Here is a 26327-nt window from a genome sequence, read left to right as displayed (position 1 = left end):
CATCCGTCTTCCGATATGGCTGTCGAACGGTTCTTATATCACTTTCATGAATTTGTCTATATGCCTCCCAAAAGAAAGGACAGAGGTTATACTTTGGGGAGACTTTGCCGAAAATTCGGCCTCCACTTCTCTCAATCAAATAGAGAGCATAGCTTTCATTCAAAAAATATAATATATCATTTAGATTTGAGTTGTTTTTGTTATCCTCTCAGCACCTATTTTTAGCTCAAAATAGGACTCAGATTTCTCTCTTTTTTACCCCGTTTTGAATCCCCATAGGCTCTCTTTTTTCATAACACAGGAGGAAATAAAATTCTCTCCTGAGAGAATTTTCGCTATCACAGGAGAGAAAAATTTTTCTCTCAGGAGAGAATTTTGACCCTCTCAGAATGCCGATGAATAAGGCATTTTGGAGAGAGGTTTCGGAGGGGCAAAAAAGAAAAGTATCGAGCCGAACATTTGTGCTCTTCTCCCTCGATTTTTCTTGTATAGAGTTCAGGTAGATTTTTACAAAACAATCCAACTTGGCAACAGCAAAAAAGAGACAAATCAGGGCCCCATTCTCATTGCTCATTAAATAGCAGGCAAACTCATCCCAGTAATCTTGCGATAGAGATCTAAGGCATAAATGTCGGTCATACCGGATATATAGTCCAAAGTGCACTGTAGCTTGCCGTAAATGTCTTGTCTGTGGGTATCGTACTGAGAACTGACCCTCGAAAGCAAAGAGCGAGAGTAGGCATAGTCGGGGTGCGTGAGGGCGTGCATCAAGCGGTCTATCAGGTAACCGAAGATCTGATGACCAGCCAACTCCACATCCAAAACATCCCGAGCTGGATAGATCCGCTCATAAGCCAAGCGAGAACATGTACGGTAGGCAGACCGCTCTCGTTCGGAGATCTGAGCAATGAGGCTTCCCTCAAAAGAGCCATCCAAAATACGCTCTTCTGCCTCCAGAAAGGTATCGGCACAGGCCTCGGCCAAGGTGTTGATAACCCGGGAACGCAAATAGGCAATTCGCTCGTTGGAGTCATCCAAACATTTCAAAACAAGCCTTATCTCATCTCGCTGATCCGGAGCAAAATAATCCATCAACAAGTCGGTGGTATCACGCTCAGTGAAAATTTTCAACTTATAGGCATCCTCCAAATCCATGATTTGGTAGCAGATGTCATCCGCAGCCTCCACAAGGTAGACCAACGGATAGCGGGCATAACGCAGAGGCTCCTCCGAGAGCTTGATCAAGCCTAAGTGATCGGCAATTCGTTTCATCGTATCTTCCTCACTGGCAAAAAAGCCGAACTTCCCTTTTCGCCCTGCCACCAAACTGCTGTGTGGATACTTGATAATACTTGCCAATGTGCTATAAGTAAGAGCAAAACCACCCGGCCGACGGCCGACAAACTGGTGAGTAAGCAAGCGAAAAGCATTGGCATTGCCCTCGAAATGCAAAAAATCTTCCCAACGACCATTCTCCCGGCGCACCTGCTCCTCCCAAATACGACCATTCCCCTCGGAGAAATAGGCTCCAATGGCACGCTCTCCGGAATGACCGAAAGGCGGATTGCCCATATCGTGAGCCAAACAAGCTGCACTCACGATACTGCTGATAGCTCCCTCTGTGGGGAAAATATCCGAGCCATGTCTCTGCCGGAGAGTATGAGTGATGATAGAGCCCAACGAACGCCCTACACAGCTGACCTCCAAGCTATGAGTGAGACGATTGTGCACAAAAACATTGCCGGGCAAGGGAAAAACCTGGGTCTTATTCTGCAAACGCCTGAATGGTGAACTAAAAACCATGCGATCATAATCACGCTCAAAGTCTGTACGCACACCTCCGGTGGAAGAAGAGTGTCTGCCCTCCAAACCGAGGCGTTTATCCGATAGAAGCTGTTGCCACTGCATCACAAAAAAGGACTCAATCAAAAAAAATATAACTTGACATACAAACTACAACAGAGGGGAGAAAAGCCGGACGAAAGATTCGGAAAAACGCTCAAATCGCCCTCTGGCTGCCCACTGTTGCCGATCCAATAATTCACAAGACTCCATATCTGCCTCGAATGTTTTCCGAAGTCGCTCCACTGTCGTCTCATCGTAAATCATCACGTTAAGCTCGAAATTATGCTCCAAACTTCTGAAATCCATATTGGCAGAACCAACCGAAGCAACACGGCCATCCACCAATAACAGCTTGGAATGCAAAAAACCTTTGGAGTAAAGAAAAACACGGACCCCAGCCTGCATCAGTTGGCTGAGGTACGAACGAGTAGCATATTGAGCCAAAACGGCATCGCTTCTTTTCGGGAGCATCAGTCGCACCTCTATTCCGGAAAGAGCCGCCATCAAAACGATATTGTTGAGCGTATCGGTAGGTAGGAAATATGGTGTTTGTATGTAGACGTACTTCGTGGCTCTGGCTATCGTATAACTAATAGCCTGCTCGATCGTCCGCCACCGCCCGATCGGCCCTCCTGCAACAACCTGCATGCGGATGCCATCTGCAAGCATATTCGGAGCCGGTGGAATATGATAACAACCCTCAATGCTGATTACCTTGCGTGAGACAACGTACCAGTCGATCAAGAAGCTGCTTTGGAGACTGGCCACCGCCGTACCCTCCATACGGATATGCGTATCGCGCCACATCCCTAATTCATTCCCCACTACATAGCGTTTGGCGATATTCATTCCTCCCACATAGCCAATTGTCCCGTCTATGACCACGATCTTGCGGTGATTGCGATAATTCACACGACCCGTGAAAATAGGGAAGGCAACTCGCATGAAAGGGTAAACCTCTACTCCGGCTTCTCGGAGGGTTTTCCAATATTTAGAAGAAGTAGCCCAACAACCCACATGGTCGTAAATCACTCGCACGCGGACACCCTCGGCAGCCTTACGCATCAACAACTGCTGCAGCCGTATCCCATATTCATCGTCCGCAATGATATAGTACTGCAAATGAATGTGATCATGTGCAGTCTCCAAATCCTGATAGAGGGCTTCGAGTTTAGTTCCACCCTCGGTATATATGTCCAAATGTTCAGCAGCAAGGAGCGGATTATCCGAATTATTGACCAATAGACGCATCACGGGGCTAAGCTGCTCATCTTGTAGGCTCGACAACAAAGCCTCCGGCATGCTCAAGTATTGAGGACGGCGCATAATACGTCTGTAGACCCTGCGGCTCATTACTCGCCGACGTCGCTGATCTTGCCCAAATAACAGGTACAACAGCACACCTATTACCGGTAGTAACGTAATAAGCAGGAGCCATGAAGTAGCCTTGAGTGGATTGCGGTTCTCACTTATTATCACCACAACCAAACTGACAACCAGAGCTGAGTAAAGGATGAGCAGTATTGTATTCATAAGCATCTCCCAGCCTTATCGACAAGAGCTACGGCTCATATCACCGGCATCGTACTTCATGTAGGCCTAAAGATAGTTTCTTTGCCGTATTTCGGCAAAAGAAAGTTATCAAATAGAGAGCGTTGTACAGGTTCAAAAGGTCTTTTAGCATACAACGATTTACCCCTCCCAAGAAGTCTAATCAATAGACCTCCTGAGAGGGGCAAACAATTTAGCTCTCTACTGGAGCTCAACTAAACTTAGTGTATTACGAGTTTGGCAACGGTTTTCTTGGCATCATTTTTCACCACCACAATATACTCACCTGCCGGCAAAGGCGTGTCGATCCGGTTTGTAATCCAAGCCCCCTGCATATCATATACTTGCACAGAAGAATAAGTACCGAGAATACCTACGTGGCCTCCTCTGTCAAAAACCTTGATTGCATCTTCGGATTGAACCTGTACAATGCCTATATCATCCGATAGAGATACAGAGGTAGAGGCATATACATACTCATCCGAATGGTTCATCAGGTCAAGGTTGCGATGTGCGAAAAGAACCACTTTCAGATTCTCACGTTTCCAATCAGGCTTAATCTGTTTGGCGTCGAATTTGACTTCAAAAGATCCATCCTCTTTTATCTGCACTTGATTACCCGAATAAGGAGTCAAAAAGAGACGGGCCACACCATTGTGCGTGTAAGTTCCTTTGAATCCGGCCTGCTTGGTACTCTCGATCTTGTCTTCCGTGACAATGGCCGTGATATAGAAGTTGTCTTTGTCTACCAACCCCTTGGTTTTGCCAATCACAGACATAGACAATTCACCATTAGTCAAGCTCTTATTCACTGTTTCAAAGTCCACAAAATCAGGCATCTTGGCCACTCGTTTATAGGCATAATTAAGATACCTATTGATGGGTAAGAAGATTGGTGTTTTGATGTCTACGAAGCCCATTTCATGGCAGATAGCACGTCTATCTATAGAAGCTGATGGAGCATAAACCATCAAAGCAAAGAAATATGGAAGAAGCTCCTTCGATTCATTCAGGGTATAAGGGTCTTCCATGAATGCAGCATGATGAGCTACATAATTGACCTGCAAACCAGATTGAGTTACTTCATTGAAGAAAGATTTGATGTGAGGCATTACCTTCGGGCAGTTACTACACTTCTCAGTTGTGAAGTGCTCAAACAAAATCCCTTTCCGCAGGTAATTATTCTCGTCATACACAAAGTATTGATCCTTTCGCTCTACCGAATTGAAAAGATTCTCTACACCATTGACTTTCTGTATAGAGAGGTTGGCGACACCTGTCCCTTGTGCAAGATTTTCCAAATCGAAACGGATAACTCCGTCCTGCCCCACCTGGATCTTATCTACAATCTCTATTTCCTTGGTGGAAGGAGTGAGTCCCTCCCCTGTCAATTTCACCTCAACAGACGATATCTCATTGCTTCCCACATTTCTGATCCCAAGTTCTACCGAGACGGGGTTATTCTCTTTCCCTATCGGGCCGAGCATCTCAAGAGGGAAAGCCAGATTATTCACCTTGTCTCTCAACTTGGCGAAAATCATGCTATTACCCAAAATAGTGGGAGAACTAAGCTTTTCTGTAGGTCTTACTCGAGGAATGATAGCTCCGGCTGTCAGTTTCTCAGTAGGAAAGGCCACATAGTTGTAGTCATAAGCAAAATTGTCATCATCCCCATCGAAAGGGAAAACGTAGAGAATTGTCTCATCTGTAGTGATCGAATAACCCACAAGAAGGGGCTTTTCAGTAGACATCTCTACAGCTGCATCGAAATTGACATCATTCCAGCCTTTTTTTAGAGAAGCAGCCTTAAAAGCAATGATTTTCCCAGTCTCCACCTCACACACAAAAATGCAAGCTTCGGGATCATTCATGGAACAAAAGAACTGTATTCCCTCGATTGCTCCAGAGATTTGAGGTAATCGTATGGCATGGACTACAGGCGAATTAGGAGCTCCATTTCCGGCCAATGTGATGTCATCGGCCTTTATATGCCTGTTGGCCAGTCCGTATCCGGTGATTTGAATCTCATCCTCCGACCTTAAATCCTTCACCTCTTGAGAAAAAATGCTTGAGGAGGAAAACAGCATCAATAGCAATGCGGTAAATAATATTCGTTTCTGCATACCAAAGAACTTTTTGCGAAGACCTCCCTTTCCATTCTCATTGGTCGGCCTTCAGGTTTGACAAATAGGTACGAACCAACGTCGCGAAGTTAGGTTCTTTTCACAAAAAAAGCAAGAACAAGATTACATCGGAAGCAAAGTTCAGACAATTTGAGATCTTTTTGCTACAAAAAAGCAGCTATCTAAAAAGAATATGTCACCAAGCAATCGTCACAAAACAATCCTTATGGAACAAGCATTGCAAATGCAACTATCATCAATCAATCAATTGTAGCAGAATAACTGTATTGAAACAAGCATCTATCTTGAAACAAGCATTGCAAAGTAACTGTCTCAAAGGATGTGTAGCAAGACAATTGTCGAGATTTAGATCTTATCTCCGTCTTCTCGACGAAAACAAAAAAGCCATGCCAAAACGATGTTTTGGCATGGCTTAGAGTAGTAGGATATGCCTCCGTCCAAAGCTCCTCTCCCAGTAAGGAGTAGCTCAAGGAGGCTATAACGCACAAAAAGGGCTTATTGCTCTTGTGCCTCTTGAAGCTTCTTCACATAGATAGCTTTCTGCATTTTCTTACGCTTGATCACGGAAGGCTTGGTAAAAGCCTGACGTGCACGAAGTTCACGAATAGCACCTGTTCGTTCAAATTTTCTCTTAAATCTCTTCAGAGCTCTTTCTATGTTTTCGCCCTCTTTGAGTTGTACTACAATCATATTCCTTCTTGATCTGTTATTTATTTGTTTTTATTCTTAATCTTTCTGCTTGCGCTCAAATTTCTCGCAAACTTACAAACATTCTTGCAGCTCGCCAAATACGGTGAGAGGATATCACACTCCTCAATCCCACTTGTAAGAGGGAGATAGCTTCGATCTCACAAGCTCGAAATAAACAAGGAGAAACAGAGAGGGGGAAGTCTATGGGAAAACATCGACCTCCCCCTCTCCGAACTTCCACTCCAGATAATATCAGTCTCTCAACTTGGCTACCAAGAACTCTCTATTGAGACGAGCAATGTTACTAATGGATACATTCTTGGGACATTCCATTTCGCAAGCTCTGGTGTTGGTACAGTTGCCAAATCCCAATTCATCCATCTTAGCCACCATTGCTTTAGCTCGTCTGGCGGCTTCTACTTGCCCTTGAGGCAGGAGTGCCAATTGACTCACTTTGGCCGATACAAACAGCATAGCTGACCCATTCTTACAAGCAGCAGCACAAGCTCCACAGCCAATACAAGCCGCGGCATCCATAGCTTCGTCTGCCTTCTTCTTTGAAATGGGGATTGCATTAGCATCAGGGATACCTCCAGTATTAACCGAGACAAAACCTCCGGCTTGAATGATCTTGTCATATGCTGAACGGTCTACCATCAAGTCTCGTATCACAGGGAAACCGGCAGATCTCCAGGGTTCAATCATGATAGTATCACCATCATTGAAGCGACGCATATGCAACTGACATGTGGTAATGCTATCATCCGGCCCATGAGGATGTCCGTTAATGTAGAGTGAACACATGCCACAGATTCCCTCGCGACAGTCGTGATCAAATACAACTGGTTCTTTCTGCTCACTAATGAGTTTTTCATTCAGTACATCGAGCATTTCAAGGAAAGAACTTCCTTGGGAAATATTCTCCAACCTGTATGTTTCGAAAGCCCCTTTCTCACGCGGACCTTTCTGTCTCCATACTTTGAGTGTGATATTGATATTTTTGTCCATTACTTTAATGTTGAAAGAGAGGGGTTAATTCTTATAATTACGCTGCTGACGCTCCACAAACTCGTAGTCGAGAGATTCTTTGTACATGACCGGATCTTTATCTTCCCCTTGGTAGGCCCAACAAGAAACATAGCTGAAAAGATCGTCATGGCGCAGGGCTTCACCTTCTTCTGTCTGGTGCTCAAGACGGAAGTGTCCGCCACAACTCTCCTCTCTGTCGAGCGCATCGTGTGCCATTAACTCTCCAATCTCAATAAAATCAGCCAAGCGAAGAGCCTTCTCCAGCTCTACATTAAGCTCATCTGCCTTGCCGGGTATGCGCACTGACTGCCAAAATTCTTTCTTGAGTTTTTTAAGATCCTCAATTGCCTTCTGCAAACTTTCAGCCGTACGGCCCATACCAACAAAATCCCACATGATATGCCCCAGACGTTTGTGTATGCTGTCTACAGACTCATTGCCTTTGATACTCATGAGTTTCTCTATCCTTTTCTGGATAGCTTCTTCGGCTTGCTTAAATTCAGGCAAATCGGTACTAAAGCGTGGCACCCGTATCTGATCTGCCAAATAATTCTGTATCGTGTATGGTAATACAAAATACCCATCAGCCAAGCCCTGCATCAAAGCCGAAGCTCCAAGACGGTTGGCACCGTGATCACTAAAGTTAGCTTCTCCTATGGCAAACAAACCGGGGATTGTGGTCATCAATTCGTAGTCTACCCAAATCCCACCCATTGTATAGTGGATGGCAGGGTAAATCATCATTGGAGTTTCGTAGGGATTGTCGTCCACAATCTTCTCATACATCTGGAACAAATTGCCATACTTCTGCTCCACCACATCTCGTCCCAAACGCTGAATAGCGTCTGCGAAATCCAGATAAACGGCCAGACCAGTATTGTTTACCCCAAAACCCGCGTCACAGCGTTCTTTGGCAGCACGGCTGGCTACGTCACGTGGCACAAGGTTACCAAAAGCAGGATAACGACGTTCCAAATAATAGTCACGATCTTCCTCTTTTATCTGTGTCGGTTTGAGCTTGCCTTCTCGAATAGCCTTGGCATCCTCTAATTTCTTGGGAACCCAAATACGTCCATCATTACGCAAAGACTCCGACATAAGAGTCAGCTTGGACTGGAACTCTCCATGCACCGGAATACAAGTGGGGTGAATCTGTGCCATACAAGGATTGGCAAAGTAGGCTCCCTTCTTATAGCACTGCCACGCTGCGGAACCATTGGAAGCCATCGCATTTGTCGAAAGGAAGAATGTATTGCCGTATCCACCTGTAGCAATCACCACTGCATGGGCAGAGAATCGCTCTACCTTACCTGTAACCAGATTACGAGCAATAATACCGCGAGCGCGCCCCTCTATAACTACCACATCGAGCATTTCATAGCGAGTGTAGAGCTTCACGGCTCCTTTGCCCACCTGACGGCTCAAAGCAGAGTAAGCTCCGAGCAAGAGTTGTTGTCCCGTTTGACCACGAGCATAAAATGTACGGGATACCTGAGCTCCACCGAAAGAACGGTTATCCAAAAGACCTCCGTACTCACGGGCAAAGGGAACTCCTTGAGCAACACACTGGTCTATAATAGAGTTGGAGACCTCTGCCAAACGATAAACATTGGCTTCCCTGGCACGGTAGTCTCCTCCTTTGATCGTATCATAGAAAAGACGATAGACCGAGTCCCCATCATTCTGATAGTTTTTGGCTGCATTGATACCTCCCTGTGCCGCAATAGAGTGTGCACGACGAGGTGAATCCTGAATACAGAAATTGAGGACATGAAAACCCAATTCTCCAAGGGAGGCAGCAGCACTGGCACCAGCCAAACCAGTACCAACCACAATCACATCCAAACGACGCTTATTAGCCGGGTTTACCAGCTTCTGATGATCTTTATAGTTACTCCACTTCTCGGCCAATGGACCGGCAGGGATTTTAGAATCAATATTCATAACACAATTATATTGTAGGGAGTGATTGATTTAATTTAGAAGGCACAGCTGCCACCAGCACAGCAGTTTAGTATCAAAAAGTAGATAGCTGTGACGAAGTAGGTAAGCATAATGAGAGTTGCTATGATGATACCGATGGTTTTCAGTCGTTTATACCAGATACGATTGTTCCAACCGATTGTCTGGAAAGCAGACCAAAATCCATGAGTAAGGTGGTACCATACAGCTGCAAACCAGATCAAATAGCAAGCTACAATCCACGGATTGGAAAAAGTCTCTTTGACCAATTCATATCCGCGTGCCGAATGCATTCCTCGCCATTCCTGCAATTGCATATGCTGCCAAAAATGTGTGAGGTGAAAGACAAGCACGCCCAAAATGATGACACCAAGAACAAACATGTTCTTGGCATTCCAGGGTACAGGAGTCTTGGAACTTGTCCCATAGCGATCGTTTCCACGAGCTCGACGATTCTGTAGTGTCAGTACACAAGCATAAATGATGTGAATCACGAACCCCAAAGCCAGCACTGGCACCATTACCTGTACTGCGGGGTTAGTCCCCATGAAATCGCAAGCTGCATTGTATGCCTCTTCGGAGAAGACTGACACAAAGTTAATAGCTCCGTGCAGCGTGAGGAATGTGATAAGGAAAAGCCCGGAAATACTCATCACCAGCTTTCGCCCTATCGAAGACTTTAATAACCACATAGATGAATTAATTTTTGATTTTATGTTTTCGTCGTTTATATGATTCACACCATTCCCTGTTATACATGCGCCTCTTCTCTGTCTTGGATATTTCTCCAAAACAACCTGAGAAGCCTGCACAATCCACCTCACAAAGATAGGCTAAATAGGTATAATCCTCAAGCCCAAAATACCCAAAAGAGGGGATGCATACTGCGGTAACAACAACAATAGCTCAATAGCCCCAAAACGAAGACTCTGAGAGACATTCCGAAGTGAGATTTTTCCAGATGTAGTTTGCTTGTTTTTACAGAAGGATTTGCAATGCTTCTCGTAATGGCTCGAAAATCTCTTTGAAAGGAAGTTTCGCAACTACCCCCGAAAAGTGATGTAAGATTTTGAAGCCTCTTACGTAAGATTTCGAGAGTGCACTTACATCATAAGTACAACTCACGATAACCCTTTGCTTATGGGTTCTTCAAAACACCTCTTGAAAGGTCAGTAAGTAAAGTTTTTAATCAAAAGGGTGCAAAAGTCTCACTTCTCTGCAGACTGCACCGGCTCATAGCAACCTGCCGTGGGGCTTCCACTCCGCGCTACCCCGGTTCTATCCACTGGCCAAGTGTCAAGAAACATCCCTTTGCCTACAAATGGGGCTGTCGGGAGAGGTCGAAAATCATAACGGAAATTCCGTTCAGGAACGGGCTTATTGTCGTACCCAAGGCTCAAATAATAGCGGTCTTTCTTGAGGTCAGCTGGCTTATCATCCTTCGGCAATAAACAATCTTTCATTGCTGAATTGACATGATAAGCCTCTGGGATACGCAAAAAGCTATGACTTATGTGAATGCTTTGCCCCAAGGCCGTAGAGTCGACCAAACGCAAGATGAGTTCTCCCATATTATCGTTAGGAATGGAGCCGGGCGAAACTCGAGTGGCTCGAGAGCCATCCACCACGGAGCTAATCATCTCAAAGCTGCTACCAGGCGTTGGTAAAGGTTTCTCTATCGGATTTCCGGCCTCATCATGGCTGATCACATCTGTGTACAATATGGTCGGCCCTCCTCGATTGTCCCAAGGATAGAAGTTGACAAAACTGCACGAACGAATCAAACAAGAAGAACCATTCAGCAAGAGCGAGGTATTGAGCGTGTTGGAAATCTCACTATTAGACAACTCCAGTCGCCCTCCTTCGGCCACCAAGCCATAACCTTTTATATTAGAGACAAGACTGTTCTCCATTGTCAGTATCATCTCTTCCGGGCTTCGTACTCCATCGAACACAATACCATTGACAGCATTGCGCAACTCACAATAGGTCATTCGATTTCCATGGCTGCTCTTACCAAAATATACTCCACCCCACTGACCAGGCACTAATGGATAAGGTAAATCTTCAAGCAATCGATCCTGCCTCTCTCCTTCCATACGAATGGGAGTTGTTCGTTGTCCCTCAGCAATCAATCTCCCATGAATACCCATGTAAGCCTTAGGATAGAAGCACAGCCGCCCCCCTCCTTGTATGGTAAGTGTAGCTTGAGAAGCCACCACAATACTATCTCGCACGAGCAGAGGTCCCTTCAGAGAAAGTGTAGTGTCTCGCTCTATGATTAAGGCTCCCACCCGATCAGCATTCAAGCGAAACCCTCTGAGGAGGACGGAAGATTGTACTCCTCGACATTCGACCAGCAGTTTGTCGGTAATCTCTCCCGGAAGATCGTCCTCCCCTTCCGGAAAAGTCGCTTCTACAAAGACGTACATACTATCACCCGGAAGAATGATCATGGAAGGAAAGCTATCTCCGCTGCGCCCATCTACATTGATTCGATATCCTCTATTACCCGACTCCAAAGCAATCCGATCTAAACGGATACTACTCTTATTTCTGTTGTAGATCTTCAACTCATGAGTAGCTGAGCTCAATCGACTAAAAAGCGTATCAAGTAACACCGTATCAGCCGAGAAAGAAGGCTGATCTTGAGCAGAATGACTGATACGCTCAAAGTCATCCCGGCAGGAAATCGGGCCAATCAGACTAAACAAAAGAATGGCCCAGACCGATATCTGACCAAAACAAAAACGAAAAAAGTGACCTAAGCTCTTGGAGTAGCAAATTTGTATTCTATTCATTCTTATAAAATCATTGGGGAGTACGACAACTTCTATTCCGAAAAAGCTGTCCAAATCGAACTCAAAAAGGTCACAATCTGCCAAGCTCTATCAATTGAACTATACGCTCGGTAACAGCATCGTCAGCATTGTGTACCGGATCATATTCCGTCTTGAGGCTGGCACCGAAAAATCCGGCAAAAACATTCCACCACATGGCTTTCCAACCACCAAAAAAGGAGCGTACGATATTGTAGCTAGATTGGTTACATTGGCGTGAAACAAGTTTTATCAAAAGTTTCCCCTGCCTTAGAGTCAGTTGTTTCATTTTGGGTTTGTATCTCTTCATCAAATCATCCTCAACCCTTTTCAGGTGCTTCTGCCTTACTTTTTCAGTTGGCAACGTCTCCATATATTCATACGTCTCGATCAGTTGACTTGCAATGTCTTTGGCATATGGCAATGTCTTGCGCACATCACGTATTCTGCGCCAAAGTTCATTGCGCTCAGCTGGGGTGAGAGGTTTGTACTTGTGCTCTGTCACAATCAAATTGGGGAGAGCCGTCATGAATAGAGTATCCGAACCCTCGACTATCATCATCATTATCGAATCTCTGCTGATCGGACGCTCGAAGTGGCCCTGCGCAAGAAGTTGGTTTGTCTGTAAAAACAAAAATAAGGGCAGGGCAAAAACGAGACATTTCAAACAACTTTGATTCTTCATAGGCTCCATACTTAGCGTGCCGACAAGCCTATTGCCGACTGTACAAATATAACACAGAAGAGAACACCAAAGGTTCTCTCAAGATTGTCGTATGACAAGGTTTCTCCAAAACATAGGTTCAATGTTGAGATCTGTAGAAAAATCTCTTCAACCTATAAACAAGCCTCCTCTTTACAAAGACTCATAACTTGTAGATCAGAGAGAGGCCATCACGCAAGGGTAAGATTACCTGTTCTACACGAGGATCGGAAGCAATATATTTATTGAATTGGTCAATCCCCTTTGTTTGAGCATCTTGAGGCATTGGCTCCTGCGCCACTTTGCCATCCCAAAGGGTATTGTCAGCCAAGATCAAAGCCCCAACAGGGAGCCTGTCAATCAAAAGGTCATAATAACGAATATATTCACGCTTATTGGCATCGATATAGACTAGATCGAAAGGATAGCATTCGACGAGAACAGGGATCAAATCCAAAGCATCGCCATGATGAATATGTATTTGACTCGCCTGGGGAGATTGGGAAACAAAACGATGAATAAAATCCAGCATCTCATCATCCGACTCTATCGTATGCAACTCAGCTTCAGGAGTTAAGGATTCGGCCAAACAAATAGCAGCATAACCGGTATAAGTACCAATCTCCAAAACATAACGAGGACGGACAATGGAAGCTATTATCTTGAGCAAGCGCCCTTGTACATGGCCAGAGATCATCCGAGGGCGCATCAACTCTACATGAGCCCTACGCTCCAGCGAATCCAAGAGTTGTCCCTGTGGCGAAGTATGCAGACGAATATATTCATCAATATTCATCGCTGTGGGTAAGCCTGCCAGCCTTGGGCCTGCAAAGTAATTTCCTTTTGATCTCGTGTCACCAAAGCACAACCAAGAGAGGCTTCTGTGACATGACCGATCAGGTGAATATCTTGTAGGTTCTGGAGCTTGTCGGCCAAAGCAAGCGGAGCGGTGAATAGCAACTCATAGTCTTCTCCTCCATTGAGAGCAGCTGTCACCACATTGAGGTTAAATTCTTCGGCCATTAGTGCCGTCTGGTAGTCTATGGGAATCCTATCCTCATAGATACGGACACCTACTTGACTGCTGTGTGCTATATGCAAAAGTTCACTGGATAGCCCATCGGAAATATCAATCATCGAAGTTGGAAGTATTTGCTCTCTCCTTAGCATCTCTATGATGTCAATGCGGGCCTCTGGCTTGAGCTGGCGTTCTATCAGATACTCCTTCCCTTCGAATGCCGGCTGGAAATCTTCGCTTCTCTCCATCCCTTCGAATACGGTCTTCTCTCGCTCCAATAGCTGCAGACCCATATAAGCAGCACCAAGGTTTCCGCTTACGCATATCAGATCAGTAGGTTTGGCACCACTACGTTTGGAAATACGATCCGGTTCTAATTCACCAATGCAAGTAATAGAAATCGTGAGACCATTGAGAGAAGCCGTTGTATCCCCCCCCACGAGATCAACGCCATAAGCAGCACAGGCAGTGCGAATACCGGAATACAACTCCTCCACCTGCTCAACCCCAAAACGAGAGGACAGACCTATCGCTACAATGATTTGCCTTGGCTTGGCATTCATGGCTACAACATCGGAGAAATTGACCACTGCCGCCTTGTATCCAAGGTGCTTAAGTGGAGTATAGGTAAGATCGAAATGCACTCCCTCCAGCAGAAGGTCTGTTGTCACAACCGTTTGCATCCCCTGTGGGTAAGACACCACGGCCGCATCATCTCCACAACCGAGAATGCTACTCGGCTGCATAAGCTCAATATCCTGAATAAGTCGATCAATAAGACCGAACTCACCGAGTGTAGCTATGTCAGTCATTGTATGGTTAAATATAGGGACTTGTAGGTTTTCGGTAAAAATCTCGGATATGATTCAGCACAATCTGATCCATCGAAATTGTGGCATATTCGCGAAAAACAGTATGTATAGGCAAATAGTACAAATTGGAAACAAGAGCAGGGCTAAGCAGATGTCGTATATCAGACAGTCTCTGCGCATCCTTTTCCGTACAAATAGCAATTGGATATTGAGAAGAAGGAGTGCTCCCCAACACTGAGCCAAAAGTCCTATTCATAAGATCGGCATCTTTGGGTCCGAACCGATGATGATCGGAGAAAGACAAAGTCTCAACCTGCGGTATTTTATGCTTTATCTCACGGAAAAACTTCGTTGGATTGGCAATTCCCGCAATGGCCAAAGCCCTGCCGCTCATGTGCGTGAGTTTTTGTATGGAGGGGGTTGTTGGGAAAACCCGAATCGGAGTGGAATAGCCCACCGAGGAGAAAAGCAATTTCTGGTGTGGATACAGGGCTAAGTTCCGCTCAATAATACTATAGTCAATCGGTTGCATATGTGCCGGACAACGAGTGACAACAACGACATCTGCACGATGTCTGGCATCACAGTTCTCTCGCAAACGCCCCAAAGGCAGTAAATCATCATGACAAAGAGGATGATCATGATCTGTGAGCAAGATAGAGAGGGAGGGTAACACGTAGCGATGCTGAAAGCCATCGTCGAGCAACACTACATTCGGCCGCTCCGATTCATCCAATTCCAGGAGGCGAGTAATAGCCCGCCTCCGATTGGCATCTACCACAACAGTAGTAGATGGGTATTTTTGTTTGATCTGCCTTGGTTCATCACCTACCTCCAATGCCGAAGAACTGACGTGCACAATCTGCAAGCCAGATGAGGAGCGCTTGTAGCCACGACTCACCACGGCTGGCCGGTATCCTTCCCGAATAAGCATCCCCAGCAAATATTCCACCATAGGAGTTTTGCCAGTGCCACCAATCCGAATATTACCAATACAGATAACAGGGATAGGATATTGCTCTTGCTTGAGTACGCCCCGATCAAAAAGGACATTGCGCAACCTGACCCCCCAGCCATAAACTACGGATAGAGGTTTGAGAAACATCGTTTCTATAGCAGGTTGCAGCATATATTTCTCTGTCTGTTAGTAGGGCCGGAAGCCTATCGGCAAAGCCGCCCGATAACCTGTCTGTTGGGTAGTGGTACGTAACTGTCTGAGTAATTCCAATTCTTGAGCAGAGATGGTGTAGCGCAATACAGCCTGGCGAATAGCCGTGCCAGTGTCACTGAACAATAGATCCAAGAAGTCAATCTTTGTCCTGCTATAATCAATCCCGAAGTCATCCACCTTAGCCAAAGCAGCGGCCTTGTCGATAGCTTGTTGCAAGCCTCCCAACTCATCCACTAAACCGAGTTCCAAAGCTCGCTCTCCCAGCCAAACGCGCCCTTGCCCTACGCTGTCCACGGCAGACTTACTCATCTTTCGCCCTTCGGCCACTCTGGATATGAACGTGTCATATCCCTGCTCCACATGGGCCTGAATCAAAGCTTTTTCGTCATCCGTCATCGGCTCGAAAAGCATTCCCATATCAGCATACTTAGCTGTCTTGACTACATCGGTGGTGATACCTACCTTTTCTGCAATACCTCTGAAATTGGGGAACATACCGAAAATTCCGATCGAGCCGGTGAGTGTCATCGGCTCGGCGAAAATATAGTCCGCCGCACAGGATATATAATATCCACCCGAAGCAGCCAAGTCCCCCATGGAAACAACAATAGGTTTTTTCTTCTTCAGCTCGACCACTTGCTTCCATATTACATCCGAAACAAAAGCACTCCCTCCGGGAGAATTGACACGGAGAACAACGGCTTTCACCTTATCATCCTGAGCAGCTTTACGAAGCTGGCGAGCTAATGATTGGTTGATATTGTTTTCCATACTGATAGGTTCTGCCCCGCTGGTATCGGCTATCTCGCCCTCGGCATATATCACCTTGACCAAGTCGCTTGACTTGCCATGGCTCTTAGCTTTCTCACGGCTCATACGAGAGAGACTTACAAAATTGATCTCCTCATCCAATTTCTTCCCGATGCGAGCACGTAAGGCATCCTCCACGTCCTGTCTGTGAGCCAAAGAATCGACCAACTTCTCTTGCTCGGCCATATTGGCTTTGGAAAAGCTGTAGCCGGAATCGGCATAGCGTTGCACCTCATCCGGAGTAATACCACGAGCTCCAGCCACAGTATTTTTGATGTGGCTCCAAAGGCCATTGGCATACTCCTCTATTTGTCTGCGGTTGGGTTCGCTCAACTTGCTGAGCATGAAAGGCTCGACAGCTCCTTTGTAGGTCCCAACCTTGAATATCATCATTTCTACACCGAGTTTTTGCAAAGCATCTTTGTAGAACATCGTTTGTGAAGCAATACCATTAAGCTCCAACGAACCCTGTGGATGTAAATAAATCTTATCGGCAACAGATGCCAAATAGTAGCCTTTTTGAGAATAAGCATCAGCATAGGCTACCACAAATTTGCCACTCTCCTTAAAGTCTTCGATGGCCTGACGCAAAACCCCTATCGAAGCCAAGCCTGAACCAATACCTTCCGTATTGATGTATATCCCCTTGATCTTATCATTCTCCTTGGCCTTCTTAATGGCAGAGACTGCGTCTGTGAGAGATACAGAGACATTCTGTGAAGAGAAGCTGAGCAAATTATTAGTCATCACAATTTCGGGCAATGAACTCAAATCAATCTTGAGTACAGAATTTTCCGTCAGAGCCGACTCTTGCGGAGTACTGATACTGATACTTGCTATCAGACCAAAAAGGATAAACAAAGACAGGCAGCCCAGAATAATTCCGGCTGTAAGCACTCCAAGAATGGAGGCGAAAAACATTTTGAAAAAATCTTTCATTGTCTAATGCTGGGTTAGCTATGTCATTAACCTACTTATCAGGCAAATATAACTAATTATTGAAATTATCTTCTTTTCTTTTTCTTTCGGTCAGGATCCTCATCAGCCAAGAGTTGAGACTGTCTGCCAAACAGATAGAGGAGTGCCTCAACACCCACCCCTGCCTCAATCCCACAGATATGGGTACACTACAATCGATCTCCGGCAACAAACGGATGAGTCGAGAAACTTCCCAGTCCGAACAAATGGTGGCTGCAATATTCCCCTCTGCTACCCGGATAGCGAGTTGCTCAGATCCATAGACGGGGTCCTCCACAATGCGAAAATTATTCCCCGTTTCCTCAGACAAGTGACGCAATACAATGCCTACGGACGAAGCTCGAGGGAGCACTACAGAGTCTATTCCCTGTCCCAGACGATCGGATGCACTGCGGTCTTTTCGTTTCACAAGATACAGAAGGCCATGGTGTATAGGCTCTAAGTAGCGATACCGTGTGCTATCTATTTGTGTGGTCTGCGCCACAGGCATTGCTATCACATCTACTCGACCGCTGCACAAGTCGGCCAAACTCTCCGCCCAACTACCAGCCAGAAGCACATTCACCTGCCAGCCAGAGATTTGCCTCAACTCACGAGCAACTCGATAGACAGCCCCGACTGTACTGTCGCCCTCGATAGAATAGTTCAGTCCATCGTAAGCAGTCAAGATATTCAGTTCACCACGCTCCGCTATCTGCTCGTAGTCTCGCTCGATGCAATCTGACTCGACAGATTCCTTGACAGACTTTATCCGATGTCCGATAAAGAACATACACAGCAAAACTGCGAGCAAAAGCCCCAAATAGAGGATAAAAGAAAGAGGCTTGCCACGATATCTCCGCTTCATGGACGTGAACTAATTATTAAAATCGACGGACAAACCTACACGAAAACTATCCGGCGTGATAGGATAGCCTGGCAAAGACATTCGATTGGGAGTAAATACCAGTTCACCCACATTGTACATCTGTAAAAAGAAACGTGTACGCTTGAGGTGGGCATTGACATAAGCGGAAAAGAGAGGTAATCCTCCGCCTATATTCAGCTTATCCTGATTTATAAACTGCATGGTGGCAGGTTCGTAGTACGGCACCTTATAAGCCGTATGGTAACGAGCATCGACTCCCAGCTGTGTACGCATTACCCCAGCAATATAGAAGTCCAGATACACGTGGGCATAGGCTGCTATACGAGGTAGCGGGATTGCTTTGTCATCAGATGCTTGCTGGTAGACACCCTCCAACTCCCAACAAAGTGCACCCAAGCGGTGCCAATGCTTCGCCCTCATCTCCAAAACTTGTATAGGATCTTTCTTCTGAACAGGAATGGCATCTGCTCCGAAATAGAGATAATTCTGCAAAGTAGCTGTACGAGCTTCCAACTTGAGCCCAAGAAGTTCGCTTCCCACGGAAGCTCCGAGATCCAATCTCTGCATAAAAGAAAGATCTGTATCCCACCAATGGAAAGTCCCATGGTGATGCCTGAGCAAATAAGATGGTCGGGTATTAGCAAAATATCCCCAAGCATCCAGCCCCAACTCTTTTCCCCACAAATCGAAACGGGTCTTTATGGCAGCATCCATACGGATAGTGCCGGCATTTTCTCCTATCGGGACTATCTCGGCCTTGCCTTTGAAATGTAGTCTTTTGCCACTCATACGGTTGATCTCTCCTCCCAAGTACACATCATAACCTTTCTCGTGTACACGCTGGCCGGCAATAGAATCCATCAGATAGTAAGCCCTATTCTCAAGCCGGGCATAGGCTGTGAGCCCGAATGCAACCCAAGGGCGAAACCCTTCGCGAAGAGACAGAGCCAGAGTATTGTCGATCTGAAACATCTGTGTCGTATCGTTGGGGGCCACAAAACGTCTGCCCTCTCTCTCTCGATGTATAAAAGCGTTGGAATATTCTTTACCCCAATCAAAATCCGGGCTTCCGATAAAACGTCTGCGATCTTTTGTAAATCGCAAAGAATGCACGATACTTCCTACAGGGACAAAGACAAGTGAGTCTGCAGGAGGTTCATCCGGCTTGGTTTTGAGGCTCTGCTTGGGAGGAGAGGTGGTGAGACTTTTTTTAGGCTCTTCGACAGCCTTCTTGTAGTACCCTAAATTGAACCGATGCGTAAGAAAAGCCGATCCTTGCCTGATACGATTGAAAAGGATATTTCCTGCGAAGCGCACAGGAATATCTCGTGGACGTATTTGGCTACGCCCCAAATTGAACTCTTGAGGATTGGTGATATAACGCTCATCAAGAATCCCCCCATTTTCGCCTATATGGAAATAATCGTTGGCAACAGAGAAGTAGGCTTCATACCGGTCGTGCCGATAAGAACTGAAAATACGATAGTTGAAGTTTTTCGTTGGTTGGCTATTGTAGTAACCGTTAGAGTAAGTATAATCGAAATCTGCTCCCAAATTGAATTTAGGGGTATAATTCGCACCGAAGTGTATACCGAGCTGACTCTCACGTATCTTATTCTCTCCATGCCTATGATAGAGCACCTCTGCAAAAGGAGATTGTGTATCGTAGAAAAGGGCTGTCTGTGGAGAAAATATAAGGCGATCCAAACCCGACTTGTAGAAGAAGCCAGACAACTCTCGTGGGCGATCGAAAAAGAGCTTGGCGTGCCAAGGAGAATGCAAATTACCCAAATAACCGATGGCTAAGGTTCTCCCTTCAGCTACCTGCCTGCGATAAAAGCCTATAGTGAGTGTATCTATATTCTCTCGAATGGCATCTCCCGTGTTCGGATCTATCACATAGGCTTTAAGTCCATTACCTCGACGTATTTGTTCTTCTTCGCTGGCTGCTTTGACTTCCTTGATCCCATAAGGATCAAAGGTTCCTTGAGCAGCACACGGATATTCTCCGATGCAAAGCCAAAGCAAACCTCCAAACAAATAGCCGAAGAAACAAAACAAATTTGACGATCTACACTTCATCACTCACATCCAAATTGGGGATTCTTTTCCCCCAAGGGTTACAAAATTAGGAAATCGCTGAGAGCTTCAGCGAAAAGAACCATGGTACAGGCTCCCAAAAGCAGTCTTTTGATGGATTTTGCGGAATACGGTAATCACAAGGCATTTTGAAAAACCTAATTGTCCTCACTTCTGTCAGTACTCACTCATATACGGTGGACAAAGAGAAAAAGAGAATAAGTCTAACTACCCTCTACCCACAAGGGGCATATTCTCCATGAGCTGCCTATAGAGCAAGGCGTCTTCTTCACAGAAACAACAGATAACAACTTTGCCCTCATATGCACCACTGACGAGATACCTGCATATTGCTTTTAGAGCAATTTGTGCTGCTTGGGCTTTAGGGAAACGATATACTCCTGTGCTAATGCAAGGAAATGCGATACTTCGCAAGTCATTGGTTCTTGCAATATCCAAGGCAGAAGTATAGCATTGCTCAAGGAGCTCAGCTTCGTTGGCATCCCCTCCATACCAAATAGGGCCAACCGTGTGAATGATCCTCCGACAAGGCAGCTTATATGCTCCAGTCATTTTGCTGTGTCCGGTTTCACAACCACCGAGTGCCCTGCATTCCTCAAGCAACTCCCGCCCTGCAGCCCTGTGAATGGCACCATCCACTCCTCCACCTCCAAGCAAAGATGTGTTTGCAGCATTCACAATGGCATCTACACTCAACTTCGTGATATCCCCAACTACGATTTGTATGGCTTTCTTTGGTATGCCCATCGGTACATCCTTTCATAAATTATTTTGCTCCATTCTCGGTCTCTACACCAAAGGTCGATCAAGAAAGGTAAGCTCAATTGATCACAACAAGCCTATCCGGAAAAACTTCTACCCGATAACGTCTCAGTGGCTCTGAAGAGGGCCCTGCCACGGGTGCTCCATTGCCATACAAAACGGAATAAACCGAATGGCAATAGGGGCAAGTCACTTCAAGTGCATCGGTCAGGCAGACACTTATCTCCGGCTCCGCTTCATACGGACAACAAAGGTCGAAAGCATAAAATACACCAGCATCGACTATCGAATGCACTATGAGCAAACCCGAAACACCAATGCTCTGCACAATCGTCTCCGGACGACGTACTTCCAACGCCGAACCTGGAGAAAAAAGAAGGCTGCCCTGTACCGAATTGAAATACAACTCATAATATACAGGGACAGAGGGGATAGAGCTCTCCTGCCGGGAAGAGCAAGAAACCAAGCCCCACAGCAAAAGCAGAGACAAGGCAGAGGTATGGAGTATGGAGCGAAGCACAATATCTCGCCTAAATCAATACGGCAGCGCAGCAAGCATATTGGCCAATTGATCAATTCCTCCTTCGAGTTTCTTGCCTATCATTTTCTTGACAAACATATTCAACTCCGCATGGAGGGTAAGGCGCAAGAAACAGTGGTCAGGCTCTTTCTCTACCAATTGGATCCAAAAGGTGAATGGCAGAGGAGAGCGTTCCGTCTGCATCTTGATCGTTTTATATGGTTCGCGCTCCACAACTCGCAATTCCAGTGCCCCCATCGGATTGAGTTTGAGTGTACAGCTATCTGTATCAGCATGCTCCAATGTGATTGACTTGTCCGGGATTTTATCCTTAACGAAGTTGAGATTAGAGAGATCCGACAGCTTGCCGAATACCTGTTCGGCCGGCTTCTCAATGCGTTTTATTTGGCTTGTATATTCAGTCATAGGTTTTGTGCGTTTTGGAGATTTTTCAGAAAGGCTTACTTGACAGCAGGGTTCCAGCTGGCAGGGTCTTTCCTCCACTGGGCAAGCATATCCACATCAGCCTGACCAACGTAACCACTTGCGAGAGCCTGAGCAATCACAGTGTCGTAGTCAGTGAGTGTTGTCAGCTTCACTTCGGCTTCCGCAAATCGGCGTACCGGCTCGTCAAATCCATGTGTATAAATAGCAACCATACCGAGGACTTCCGCTCCGGCTGCACGCAGAGCTTCGACAGCTTTCAGGCTGCTTCCTCCAGTTGAGATCAAGTCTTCTACCACTACTACTCGACTATTGGGCTTAAGATCTCCCTCAATCAAATTCTCCATGCCATGATCTTTTGCCTTGGAGCGTACATACACAAACGGGAGGCCCAACTTGTCTGCGACCAAAGCTCCCTGCGCAATAGCTCCCGTAGCTACTCCTGCTATATACTCGGTCTGTGGATACAGACGAGTTACCACAGCAGCCAATTCATCCCTGACCGTGCTACGCACATCCGGGTAAGAGAGCGTTTTGCGATTATCGCAATAAATGGGAGAATGCCAGCCGGAGGCCCAGAGGAAAGGTTTGTCCGGTTGTAGACGTACAGCCTCTACTTCAAGCAATTTGGAGGCTACCAATCGAGCTATTTGATCCATGATATATCCGTGTTGATTTTATTATTTGTCAGTGATTGATATTTCCTACATTCTATATTTCTAGAGAAAACAGATCTCGGTCCTTCCAGGCCGGGAATTTCTGCCTAAAAGTAACCAAAGCCTCTTTACTGAGGTACACAAAAGACAAATTAGCTTCGTTGAGTGGCAACTGCACAAGATGTTTCCCTTTGAAATCCACGACAGAAGACTCTCCCGTATAGTTAATTCCTCTCTCATCACGGCCTACTCTGTTTGCCCCGACAACATAAGATAAATTCTCCAAAGCTCTAGCTTGAAGAAGAATTTTATACGCCGAAATACGAGGTTCTGGCCAATTGGCAACATTGATCAATAGGTCATACTCATTATTTACATTCCGGCACCACACAGGGAAACGGATATCATAGCAGACCGTAAGCAAAATACGCCACCCGAGAAACTCAAAAATGTTCCGCTCCGAAGCAGGATTCAGAAGCTCTGTCTCGCCAGCCATACTAAAAAGGTGGCGTTTGTCCTGATAACAAACCCGACCATCCGGAGAAAGAAGAAATCCCCTGTTGGCATAACGTTCGCCTTGTCTCACAAAAGCCGATCCGGCCAGCGCGACACCGTAGCGCGCGGAAAGCTCCGCCAAACGGTCTATGGCTGGGAAAGCAGCAGCCCGTTCCACAGAAGAGAAATCAGTGGAAAAGCCCGAAAGCGAACACTCCGGTAAGACAAGTAAATCTGCCTCTGTATATCTGAGCAAATCCTCTACAACGAGCAAATTGGATTCGGGGCTTCTCTCATCGACCGGGTACTGGGCAACAGCCAAGTGTAGTTGGGATTCGTTTGTTTTCATTTCGTGCAGTTGGATGCAAACTGTTCCGGTTTGCGAGCCTGTTCGGCAGAATAGCGCGAACTGATATAGAGGAGATCTGCTTCTATATCGCCCGTGGGCTGATAGATCTCAAAAATTCCCAATTCTTTCCGTCGATAGTCTATAACTGCCAACTGCACCGGTACCCCTGCTCCTTGCGCAATGCGCAAAAAACCCGTCTTCCACCTATCGTTGGCCTTACGAGTTCCCTCCGGAGTAATAGCAACGTGTCGCTGTCCCTCTCCAGAGAAAAAAATACGCATTTGCTCCACAGTAGAGCTCCGTTTGGAACGATTGATCGGAATCCCTCCCATGGAACGAAAGACCAGACCAAGAGGAAAGAAAAACCATTCTTTTTTCATCAAAAAACCGGCTTTCCGACCTATGGCCCAATAGTAGAGCTTTCCGAGTATGAAATCGTAGTTACTCGTATGTGGTGCCACACATATCACACTCTTTTGTGGCTCACTTGGCGGATCAATAATCTTCCACCCCCAGCGACGGAGGATACTACGTGCAATGCTTTTCTTGTTCATAGATACAGACTAAAAATAAAACCAATCAAAAACACTCTCCACTCCCAAAGAGCTAAAGCGAGCTAAAGCAAAGACACAACAAAGCAGGAGACCTCAAAAAAATGAGGCCCCTGCTCTTTTACAGGTCTGTATATATCAGTTGCTCAAGCTGTCGTAAATCTTCTCCAGCTCTGCCTGAACTTGCTGAATCTCCTCTGCAGCTGAGTCGATCAAGTTGTTGAAGTATTTGCGCACTTTGACAGGGTTACGCTTCTCATCCGGATGGCTCACCATGCGGATATACTTATCATCCCACACGATAATCCGTGCAAGCAGATCCTCAGCTTCTTGTTCACGCTCCACTGGGAGCATTACTCCTGCCATAGAAATATCGGAGTAAAGATCTCTGGCTATTGAATGAATGTATTTTTTCAGTTGTCTTTTGTTTGCCATAGTTACTTTGTTTTCGTGTGACTTGATGTGGCAAAGGTAAGAAAATACCTCTTCGTTTTTCCATACAGAAGAAACCTGCAATTCCGACAGCTACTGCCCTATCTAAAGAGAAGAGAATAATCCCTCTCCCGAAGTATCGAAAAGATTATCCGAGACACCTCTCTTTCTTCGCCAATCTATATTTGTATTTTTGTTTATATCCAATCTTTTATGTTATCATTTTGAGATGTTTTTCTGACTTGATTGGGGGCATTTTAGCCTGAATTTTCCCTCTCTTTTTTGACTCTGATAGGAGCCATTTTTTGCTAACACGGGAGAGAGCAAAAATTCTCTCCTGTGAGAGCAAACGTTTTCTCCTGTGTTAGCAAAATTTCTCTCAGGAGAAAAAATCGACCCCTCCAGAACGCCCTATTCATCGGCATTCCAGGAGGTGGTTACGAAAGACAAAAAAGGGTTTGTATTCACTCGTTTTCGGAGACTTTTTCTCTCCTATTTTTCCGGTTTTCTGCACAAGTGATTTTTTACAAAATATATCAGGTTAAACAACAAGAAACAGGGGGTTCTTCGGGATCGAAGCAAACATGCTTCTCGTAATACGGACAGAGGGAGAACTTTCTACCGGGGCTCTATGGATTTTCACTTCCCTCGTACATCTCTTTTTCTATTTCCATGGAAATTCGGCCTTGTGCCAAAACAATGGGAGCACTCATGAGTAGCATGAGAAGTACTCCTAATCTTGATATATAACTTGTCCCGCTCAGGTTGAAAACAAATAGCTCTTAGAAAGGTTAACTTGGGTGAGATAACCAAGGGGTTCAAAAGCAACAAACTCCATAGCATACTTATGATCTCAATACCTCTGAACAAAAGAGAGCACACTCTGGCATTGAGAGCAACAGCACCGACAAAGAGAATAGGGGGCAACAAAATGAGTACTTTTGCGTTTGTAGATTGTCTGTTTCTATTCCTAATTGTAAGAATCGACAGACTGTAAGCTTCTGACAAACGAACACTTCATTGAGATATGATAGCATACCTCCATGGCCAATTGGCCGACATTAGCCCCACCGCAGCAATCATAGACTGCACGGGTGTCGGCTATGAACTAAATATTTCACTCACAACCTACAGTGCAATAAGGGATAAAACCGAAGTCAAACTGTGGGTAAGCGAAATTATTCGGGAGGACACCTATACTTTATATGGATTTGCCACAAAATTGGAGCAACAGCTATTCGGCAAACTGACCACCGTATCCGGAGTGGGGCCGTCCACAGCTCGCATCATTCTCTCCTCCTTCGCTCCCTCCGAACTAATGACCGCAATCTCTATGGGAGAAGCGGAGACTCTGAAATCGGTAAAAGGGATCGGACTCAAAACGGCACAGCGCATCATTGTAGACCTAAAAGGGAAAATAGATCTCGACACCATACCAGCCGAGAGTGGGAAGGCTGTGAGTGCCAATCGAACAGCAGTCCGGTCCGAGGCTTCTTCAGCCCTCAAGCTACTGGGCTTTGGGGAAGCGGCAATTCACAAAGTGATCAAGCAAATTTGCGAATCCGACCCGACAATAGAAGTGGAAGACCTCATCAAACAGGCTTTGCGCCGTCTCTGA

23 protein-coding genes are annotated in these 26327 nt (G+C 45.8%); 1 reads left to right on the top strand and 22 read right to left on the bottom strand.

What is annotated here, in order from left to right; all coding sequences use genetic code 11:
• Window positions 1-573 precede the first annotated feature (573 nt).
• The 22 genes from dgt to B5D48_RS00060 all read right to left on the bottom strand — a co-directional run bounded on the left by dgt (window position 574) and on the right by B5D48_RS00060 (window position 24712).
• On the bottom strand, window positions 574-1908 hold the full coding sequence (dgt, locus tag B5D48_RS00165) for a dGTP triphosphohydrolase (RefSeq protein ID WP_023939343.1): 1335 nt from the start codon (window positions 1906-1908) through the stop codon (window positions 574-576).
• 45 nt (window positions 1909-1953) lie between these two features.
• Window positions 1954-3378: a cardiolipin synthase gene (cls, locus tag B5D48_RS00160; RefSeq protein ID WP_023939342.1), complete on the bottom strand. Its 1425-nt coding sequence runs from the start codon at window positions 3376-3378 to the stop codon at window positions 1954-1956.
• Window positions 3379-3617: 239 nt separating this feature from the next.
• A complete protein-coding gene (locus B5D48_RS00155; RefSeq protein ID WP_023937362.1) occupies window positions 3618-5519 on the bottom strand; it encodes an Omp28-related outer membrane protein in 1902 nt (633 codons plus the stop codon).
• A 516-nt stretch (window positions 5520-6035) separates the two neighbouring features.
• Window positions 6036-6230, bottom strand: coding sequence for a 30S ribosomal protein S21 (rpsU, locus tag B5D48_RS00150; protein WP_023937364.1), 195 nt, complete (start codon window positions 6228-6230; stop codon window positions 6036-6038).
• A gap of 252 nt (window positions 6231-6482) precedes the next feature.
• Window positions 6483-7238, bottom strand: a complete 756-nt coding sequence (locus tag B5D48_RS00145) for a succinate dehydrogenase/fumarate reductase iron-sulfur subunit (protein ID WP_023937366.1) — start codon at window positions 7236-7238, stop codon at window positions 6483-6485.
• 24 nt (window positions 7239-7262) lie between these two features.
• Entirely contained in the window at window positions 7263-9203 is a 1941-nt protein-coding gene (locus B5D48_RS00140) for a fumarate reductase/succinate dehydrogenase flavoprotein subunit (protein WP_023937367.1), read from the bottom strand.
• Window positions 9204-9238: 35 nt separating this feature from the next.
• A complete protein-coding gene (locus B5D48_RS00135; protein WP_036889789.1) occupies window positions 9239-9913 on the bottom strand; it encodes a succinate dehydrogenase cytochrome b subunit in 675 nt (224 codons plus the stop codon).
• A gap of 516 nt (window positions 9914-10429) precedes the next feature.
• Entirely contained in the window at window positions 10430-12022 is a 1593-nt protein-coding gene (locus B5D48_RS00130) for a right-handed parallel beta-helix repeat-containing protein (RefSeq protein WP_143742778.1), read from the bottom strand.
• 70 nt (window positions 12023-12092) lie between these two features.
• Window positions 12093-12605, bottom strand: a complete 513-nt coding sequence (locus tag B5D48_RS00125) for a DUF4294 domain-containing protein (RefSeq protein ID WP_023939333.1) — start codon at window positions 12603-12605, stop codon at window positions 12093-12095.
• 301 nt (window positions 12606-12906) lie between these two features.
• Window positions 12907-13539, bottom strand: a complete 633-nt coding sequence (locus B5D48_RS00120) for an O-methyltransferase (protein ID WP_023937374.1) — start codon at window positions 13537-13539, stop codon at window positions 12907-12909.
• Window positions 13536-14573 carry a thiamine-phosphate kinase gene (gene thiL, locus B5D48_RS00115; RefSeq protein ID WP_023937376.1) on the bottom strand — a complete coding sequence of 346 codons (1038 nt, stop codon included), beginning with the start codon at window positions 14571-14573 and terminating at the stop codon, window positions 13536-13538. The genes B5D48_RS00120 and thiL overlap by 4 nt, the downstream gene beginning before the upstream one ends.
• Before the next feature lie 7 nt (window positions 14574-14580).
• Window positions 14581-15702, bottom strand: a complete 1122-nt coding sequence (lpxK, locus tag B5D48_RS00110; protein WP_023937378.1) for a tetraacyldisaccharide 4'-kinase — start codon at window positions 15700-15702, stop codon at window positions 14581-14583.
• 15 nt (window positions 15703-15717) lie between these two features.
• Window positions 15718-17493: a signal peptide peptidase SppA gene (sppA, locus tag B5D48_RS00105; RefSeq protein ID WP_052512522.1), complete on the bottom strand. Its 1776-nt coding sequence runs from the start codon at window positions 17491-17493 to the stop codon at window positions 15718-15720.
• Between the two features lie 52 nt (window positions 17494-17545).
• Window positions 17546-18379, bottom strand: coding sequence for a transglycosylase SLT domain-containing protein (locus tag B5D48_RS00100; RefSeq protein WP_023937381.1), 834 nt, complete (start codon window positions 18377-18379; stop codon window positions 17546-17548).
• Between the two features lie 9 nt (window positions 18380-18388).
• Window positions 18389-20482: a putative porin gene (locus B5D48_RS00095; RefSeq protein WP_052512523.1), complete on the bottom strand. Its 2094-nt coding sequence runs from the start codon at window positions 20480-20482 to the stop codon at window positions 18389-18391.
• 225 nt (window positions 20483-20707) lie between these two features.
• On the bottom strand, window positions 20708-21247 hold the full coding sequence (locus B5D48_RS00090; protein ID WP_023937385.1) for an O-acetyl-ADP-ribose deacetylase: 540 nt from the start codon (window positions 21245-21247) through the stop codon (window positions 20708-20710).
• 73 nt (window positions 21248-21320) lie between these two features.
• A complete protein-coding gene (locus B5D48_RS00085; protein ID WP_023937386.1) occupies window positions 21321-21782 on the bottom strand; it encodes a Rieske (2Fe-2S) protein in 462 nt (153 codons plus the stop codon).
• A 15-nt stretch (window positions 21783-21797) separates the two neighbouring features.
• Window positions 21798-22208: an SRPBCC family protein gene (locus tag B5D48_RS00080; protein WP_023937387.1), complete on the bottom strand. Its 411-nt coding sequence runs from the start codon at window positions 22206-22208 to the stop codon at window positions 21798-21800.
• Between the two features lie 35 nt (window positions 22209-22243).
• A complete protein-coding gene (gene pyrE, locus B5D48_RS00075; protein WP_023937388.1) occupies window positions 22244-22885 on the bottom strand; it encodes an orotate phosphoribosyltransferase in 642 nt (213 codons plus the stop codon).
• Between the two features lie 52 nt (window positions 22886-22937).
• Complete coding sequence (locus B5D48_RS00070; RefSeq protein ID WP_023937389.1) at window positions 22938-23726, bottom strand: nitrilase-related carbon-nitrogen hydrolase; 789 nt, start codon at window positions 23724-23726, stop codon at window positions 22938-22940.
• Window positions 23723-24280 (bottom strand): lysophospholipid acyltransferase family protein, encoded by a 558-nt coding sequence (locus B5D48_RS00065; protein ID WP_036887442.1) that lies wholly within the window; start codon window positions 24278-24280, stop codon window positions 23723-23725. Before B5D48_RS00065 ends, B5D48_RS00070 begins: the two co-directional genes overlap by 4 nt.
• 135 nt (window positions 24281-24415) lie before the next feature.
• On the bottom strand, window positions 24416-24712 hold the full coding sequence (locus B5D48_RS00060; RefSeq protein ID WP_023937394.1) for a hypothetical protein: 297 nt from the start codon (window positions 24710-24712) through the stop codon (window positions 24416-24418).
• A 1024-nt stretch (window positions 24713-25736) separates the two neighbouring features.
• On the opposite strand from B5D48_RS00060, the gene ruvA reads away from it, so the two are divergent.
• Window positions 25737-26327, top strand: a complete 591-nt coding sequence (gene ruvA / locus B5D48_RS00050) for a Holliday junction branch migration protein RuvA (protein ID WP_023937403.1) — start codon at window positions 25737-25739, stop codon at window positions 26325-26327.

The sequence above is a fragment of the Porphyromonas crevioricanis genome, from assembly GCF_900167225.1.
Taxonomy (GTDB): Bacteria; Bacteroidota; Bacteroidia; order Bacteroidales; family Porphyromonadaceae; genus Porphyromonas; species Porphyromonas crevioricanis.
The sequence above is the reverse complement of the archived record's forward strand: the minus strand, read 5'-3'. Positions and strand labels throughout refer to the sequence as shown.